Genomic DNA, 6000 nt, shown 5'->3' with positions numbered 1-6000 from the left:
CTCAACATTTCCAAAACGTTTGGCTATGTTTTTGCCAGCATTAACATTCGCATTATCGGTATAATAGGCGTATTTTACTCTATTGTCAACTATTTTATGTTATATTTTATATGGAACTTCACGATACATTCCTAAAAATGTGACCCTGCTGCCCAATACCTCCGGCGCCCGCACCGCAGAACAGGCTGTACGCGTTGCCCGTATTGCCCGGGAAGCCGGTTGTGGTGATTTTATAAAAATCGAAGTCATCACCGATATGAAATATTTGATGCCGGACAACTGGGAAACCTTGAAGGCCACGGAAATTCTGGCCAAAGAAGGGTTCCAGGTGCTGCCCTATGTTCTGCCGGACCTGCCCCTGGCCAAGCGTCTTGAAAATGCCGGTGCGGCAGCGGTCATGCCCTTGGGAGCGCCCATCGGAACCAACCGGGGGCTGGAGACCAAGCCGCTGATTGCCATGCTGATTGAAAACGCTTCCGTGCCCATTGTTGTGGATGCGGGAATCGGCAAACCGTCCCAGGCTGCGGCGGCAATGGAAATGGGGGCAGATGCGGTTCTGGTGAATACCGCCATTGCCACGGCCCGGGATCCGGAAGTCATGGGACGGGCCTTTGATCTTGCGGTCAAAGCCGGACGGGCTGCCTACCTGGCTGAAATGGCCGAGGCGTCCACCCTTGCCCGGGCCTCTTCTCCGCTCACCGGATTTCTTGACGAATAAAAACGCTGAACCACGGAAAACACGGAAGAACACGGAAATGAGTTTGACTACTGATCGGCTTTGGCAGTCATCCAAAAGTACGGATTGAGGGGTTTGCACTCTAAGTTTCAGTGCTTTCCGTGTCTTCCGTGGTTATAAAAAGGATTAATTATGTCATTCTACAAGGTAGTTGAACAATACCGAGATTTTGATGTTTCCAATTTTTTTGACCAGGTGAGTGATGAAGACATCGTGCGTAGTCTGGCCAAGGAAAAACCCGGCCCTATGGATTTTTTGACGCTGCTGAGTCCCAGGGCTGCCGGACATCTTGAGGCCATGGCCCGCAAAGCCCATCAGCTGACCGTGCAGTATTTTGGACGCACGATTCAAATGTTCATTCCGCTGTACATCTCCAACCACTGTACCAATGGCTGCGCCTACTGTGGGTTTAATCACAAAAACCCCATCCTGCGCCGAAAGCTCAGTCTGGAAGAGATTGAGATTGAGGCCAGGGCCATTGCCAAAACCGGCATGCAGCATGTGCTTTTTCTCACCGGCGAAGCCCCGCATATAACGCCCATGACGTATCTGCTGGATGCGGCTCAGCTGCTAAAAAAGTATTTTGCATCCGTGGCGATTGAAATTTATCCGCTTGAGGTTGACGCGTACCGTCAACTCTACGAGGTGGGTGTCGATTCCATGACCATGTTCCAGGAGACCTATGACGAAGGTGTCTATAAACGGGTTCACCTGGCCGGCAAAAAAATGGATTACCACTGGCGGCTCAACGGGCCTGACCGGGCTGCCAGGGGCGGCATGCGGGTCGTCAACCTTGGGGCATTGCTTGGTCTTTCCGAGCCGCGCCGGGAAATGTTTTTCACCGGGTTACATGCCTGCTACCTTGAAAACAAGTATATCGATACCGAGATTGCCATTTCCCTGCCCCGATTTAACGCGGCGGAAGGCGATTTTCACCCCGATTACCTGGTGAACGACAAAACCTTTGTCCAGTTCATGACCGCGCTGCGTATTTTTCTGCCGCGTGCAGGACTGACCGTCTCCACCCGTGAAAATGCCAAGTTTCGCGACCGCATTCTCCCCTTGGGTGTTACGCGTTACTCTGCCGGATCAAGCACCGGTGTGGGTGGATATACAGAGGTCCCCGACGGTCAGACGCCGCAATTTGAAATTACCGATGCCCGCAGCGTGGCCCAGGTGGCCAATGCGATTTTGGTTCAGGGTTATCAGCCGATTTACAAAGACTGGGACTGCATATGATGAAAATTGGGATTGCCGGGGTTGGTGGTATCGGCTCCAACGTGGCCCTTAACCTGGTGCGAAGCGGTGTCATGGCACTCAAACTGGTTGATTTTGACCGGGTAGAATCGGGCAATCTCAACCGTCAGTTTTATTTTGTCGACCAGATCGGCTTGTACAAGGTCGAGGCGCTTCAGATCAATTTAAGCCGTATTAACCCTGAGGCGCGCCTTGAGACGCAGGTTCAGCGCATTGACGCGCAAAATTGCGCTGACCTGTTCTCTGACTGCGACCTTATTGTTGAGGGCTTTGACCGCCAGGTGGATAAAAAGATGCTTATCGAAACCTTTGCCAATAAGAAGGACGTGGTTTCAGCCTGCGGCATTGCCGGATTTGATTTGGCCGGCATACGTTCGCGCAGAATCGGGAATAGCTGCATTGTCGGCGATTTTACCACCGATTGTCATCAGGCCCCGCTGTTCAGCCACAAGGTTACCACCGTTGCCAATTACATGAGTGAATTTATTCTCGCACAAAGCCTCAAAGGCACAAAGAGTCACAAAATCGAATAAAAAGCTTCATATTTAGAATTGCCGGCTTCATGAGTAACCTGACATTGAATATTGGGGGTAATCCCGGCCGCATAAAAGGTGGACAACTCAGGCATTAATCGGTAAGTAAATACCATGAGAGTCTATTTCAGCATAATCACGATTATTCTTGCGTTTTTAGTTTTTCCTGCATCTGCCCAGGAACACGCTTTGTTTCAGGGCCGGGATGATTATATGGCCGACCTGATATCAAAAATAAAAGCCTCCACCGTATCCGTGGGCACCTATTCTTTTAAGGATGTCCCCATGACCCGGTTTCGCGGTACCGGCTTTGCCATTGGAGACGGCAGCAGAATCGTCACCAACCACCATGTGATCCGGGGGATTAAAGAAAAGAAACGCATGTTTTATTTGCGCATTTTTCACAAAAATCTGCCGGGGAAAGGGGTCAAGGCTGTCCTGGTGGCCGAAGACCCTTTCCACGACTTGGCCATACTGGAAATGGCAGGCAAACTGGCTCCCCTGCCCATGGCCGCAGAAGGAACCCTCAAAGAAGGTCATCAAGTGGCATTTACCGGATTTCCCATCGGCTTTGTGCTCGGCCTCAATGCCACCACCCACACAGGTATTGTTTCGGCTATTGCGCCGGTCATTCTGCCCAGCCCCCATGGCAGCCTGATCAAAGGTGAGATGATCAAATACCTTGAACACCCCTGGGATATTATCCAGCTTGATGCCGTTGCCTTTCCGGGGAATAGCGGAAGTCCGGTCTACCGGGTTGCCACCGGACACGTCGTCGGGGTGATCAATAAGGTTTTTGTCAAAGGGAAAAAAGAACACGTGCTTAAAGAACCCACAGGAATCACCTATGCCGTTCCTGTCAGTTTTGTCCGAAAACTTGACCGCTCCATTAACCCGGCAGCAAAGTCAAAACACCCTGGATAACAGCCGTGCACAAAATCCCCAGGACAATGCCAAAACTGATGCGGCCGATTACCGGACCTGATAACGGCGCAGACAACGGATAATAACACAGCCCGATACCGGTACCGGCAAGAAAACCGAATAGATGGGCAGAGACATCGGTATTGTCACCGTGGCTGAACATGGCTGTCAGTGTGGCTGCTGCGGCAAAGGGGGCCAGGCCTTTGAGTTTCGGAAATACGGAATGACCTGAATCTGCGTCAATGGTCATGCGCCGGGCCCCAAGAAGTCCTGCCGCGGCCATGACCGCTGTGGAAGCCCCGATGGAGAGCCGTAAATCCCGGCCAAAGCTTTCAGATATCAGATTGCCGGCCGTGCCTGCGGCCAAAAGCAGTAAAAGGCCCTGCCCGTAACCGGTCACCCGCAGTAAAGGGCCTGCAAGTACAAGCAGTCCGGCCATATTTCCCAGAAGATGTTTCGTATCGCTGTGGAGAAACAGGGCTGTCACGGCCCTGAAACTTTGCCCCTGGCTTAGATAGTATGAAGACGAACCAAAGTCCAGAATCGCTTGTTGGTGCAGACCCCGGGTGGTGATGATGTAATGGATGGCTGCCAGGCAAAAGGCCAGTGCCAGGGCTGCGGGGGAGAAGAAAAATTTGGTCGGCACATGGGGGGGCGGTCTTGGGTCCGCTTTATTCTCTCTTGCATATTTTTTCAATTGCTCCCGGGCCTTAAAAACATCGTCATCAGGCACAAGGATGTTGTACGATCCGTCAGGGCTTGTATCAATAACAGCCCTGACGGACTGGGAAGCCAGGATTATCAGGATAAGATCGGCTTGTTTTCTGCTGTTGTTATTTTGTATACTGCCCGTGAAAATAGATTCCATTTTTTCCTTGCCGGATGTGATTATTTCCGGCTATGAATATATCTCATGCAATCAAAAGAATAAAGGAGCCTAAATGAAGATCATTCGTTTTATTACCCAGCAGGGTAACGAAGTTATGGGGTGTGACTGGGACGGACAAACAGCCAGTCTGGTGGAACAGTCTGCGGATTACGGTTTCACTGATACCGGTGAACGGGTGGATGTGGTGAAAATTCTGCCCCCGGTGGTGCCGTCGGCCATTATCTGTATCGGCCTTAATTACCGGCGTCATGCAGAAGAGACCGGACAGGAAATTCCAAAATATCCGGCTATATTTATGAAATACCCCGGGTCCCTTGCCGGGCACAAGGATGCCATTGTGATCCCGGCATGTGCGTCGGATCCGCCAGAGGTGGATTACGAAGCCGAGCTTGGGGTGATTATTAAAAAGGCCGCCAGGAATGTGTCCGAGGAAGAGGCCCTGGATTATGTGCTTGGCTATACCTGCACCAATGACGTCTCTGCCCGGCGGTGGCAGAAACATGCCGGAGGATTCCAGTGGACCCGGGGGAAAAGTTATGACACCTTTTGTCCCTGCGGGCCGGTCATGACCACGGCGGACGAAATTCCCGATCCCCAGACCCTTGCCATTAAATGTCGCCTGAACGGTGAACTCATGCAGGACAGCCACACCAGCGACATGGTATTCAGCATCGCCAATATGATTTCCTACCTGTCCCAGTCTTCTACCCTTTTGCCCGGCACCCTGATCCTGACAGGTACGCCCGAAGGGGTGGGCTTTACCCGTAAACCCCGGGTGTTTATGGTGCCCGGAGATCGGGTGGCGGTTGAAATTGAAGGTATTGGTGTGCTTGAGAATCCTGTTGAAAAAGAGGGGTAAGATGCTGTAAATCAGGGTCCCTCCGGGTTTGTTGCCTGGGGGGATTGTTTTAAATAAAGTAAGTAGAATGAGGGGGAATGAGTCCCCCCGGCGTTACCCGGGGAGACAGGAGAGAAGGGAGTAGATGGATGGATAGTTGATTGGTGGGTATATTAATTATTTTCCGGCGCGGTCTCTTCTAAGGTGCCGTCAAACCCCATGCCGGGCATACCCTGAAATCCGGCGCCTCTGCCGGCTCCATGATGATAGCCGCGGCCTTTACCCCGGGGGCCGTATCCCATGCCATGGCCGCCAAATCCCCGGCCCATGCCCATGCATTTTAATTCCGGAGATATTTTTCCGGCATCCAGGGCAAATTCCAGGCGTTTAACCGCCAGATCTTTTGCTAAATCCGCTTTTTCGATAACCATGGCTTTCAGTTTTGCCGGATCAGGATCAGATGTTTCCATGTACATGCGGATCTGTTGATTCAGGGACATCATATTTGTGCGCATCTCATAAGTCTCATCAATGAATTTTTGATGCAGATCGCCAAGTTGTTTCTGCTGTTCATCGGTCAGGTTCATGCACGCCCGGGGCTTGGCTTGTTTTAAACTCTTGCCCTTGCCCTGTTTCTGGGGGTATGCAAATGCACCGGCGGAGAACGTGCATGTGATAATCAGGATGGTTAATGCGGCTAATGTTTTTTTCATAATGCCTCCTTGTGGCTTTTGGTTTGTGTTCCTTGATTCGTGTTTTTATAATCTTTAATTTTTTATCAACGTAACCGAACGTATGATAAAATCTATATACGAACTAAAGC

Annotated in this window: 7 protein-coding genes; 5 read left to right on the top strand and 2 right to left on the bottom strand. The window is 51.2% G+C overall.

All coding sequences use genetic code 11. From position 1 onward, the window contains the following. Positions 1-82 precede the first annotated feature (82 nt). The 4 genes from HXW94_RS07855 to HXW94_RS07840 all read left to right on the top strand — a co-directional run bounded on the left by HXW94_RS07855 (position 83) and on the right by HXW94_RS07840 (position 3450). Positions 83-718: a thiazole synthase gene (locus HXW94_RS07855; RefSeq protein WP_281357822.1), complete on the top strand. Its 636-nt coding sequence runs from the start codon at positions 83-85 to the stop codon at positions 716-718. Positions 719-868: 150 nt separating this feature from the next. Then, positions 869-1975, top strand: coding sequence for a 2-iminoacetate synthase ThiH (gene thiH, locus HXW94_RS07850; RefSeq protein WP_178366343.1), 1107 nt, complete (start codon positions 869-871; stop codon positions 1973-1975). Next, a complete protein-coding gene (gene thiF, locus HXW94_RS07845; RefSeq protein ID WP_246293793.1) occupies positions 1972-2526 on the top strand; it encodes a sulfur carrier protein ThiS adenylyltransferase ThiF in 555 nt (184 codons plus the stop codon). The genes thiH and thiF overlap by 4 nt, the downstream gene beginning before the upstream one ends. A 114-nt stretch (positions 2527-2640) precedes the next feature. Continuing rightward, positions 2641-3450: a S1 family peptidase gene (locus HXW94_RS07840; protein ID WP_178366342.1), complete on the top strand. Its 810-nt coding sequence runs from the start codon at positions 2641-2643 to the stop codon at positions 3448-3450. Here HXW94_RS07840 and HXW94_RS07835 read toward each other — a convergent pair. Next, positions 3416-4318 carry a rhomboid family intramembrane serine protease gene (locus tag HXW94_RS07835; RefSeq protein WP_178366341.1) on the bottom strand — a complete coding sequence of 301 codons (903 nt, stop codon included), beginning with the start codon at positions 4316-4318 and terminating at the stop codon, positions 3416-3418. The genes HXW94_RS07840 and HXW94_RS07835 overlap by 35 nt on opposite strands. A 73-nt stretch (positions 4319-4391) precedes the next feature. On the opposite strand from HXW94_RS07835, the gene HXW94_RS07830 reads away from it, so the two are divergent. After that, entirely contained in the window at positions 4392-5198 is an 807-nt protein-coding gene (locus tag HXW94_RS07830; RefSeq protein ID WP_178366340.1) for a fumarylacetoacetate hydrolase family protein, read from the top strand. A 152-nt stretch (positions 5199-5350) separates the two neighbouring features. On the opposite strand, the gene HXW94_RS07825 is transcribed toward HXW94_RS07830, so the two are convergent. Then, positions 5351-5890, bottom strand: a complete 540-nt coding sequence (locus tag HXW94_RS07825) for a Spy/CpxP family protein refolding chaperone (RefSeq protein WP_178366339.1) — start codon at positions 5888-5890, stop codon at positions 5351-5353. Positions 5891-6000: the final 110 nt, after the last annotated feature.

This window comes from Desulfobacter latus, assembly GCF_013389365.1.
In the GTDB taxonomy this organism is placed as follows: domain Bacteria; phylum Desulfobacterota; class Desulfobacteria; order Desulfobacterales; family Desulfobacteraceae; genus Desulfobacter; species Desulfobacter latus.
Note: the sequence above shows the minus strand (reverse complement) of the source record. Positions and strands in the feature narration are given on the sequence as shown.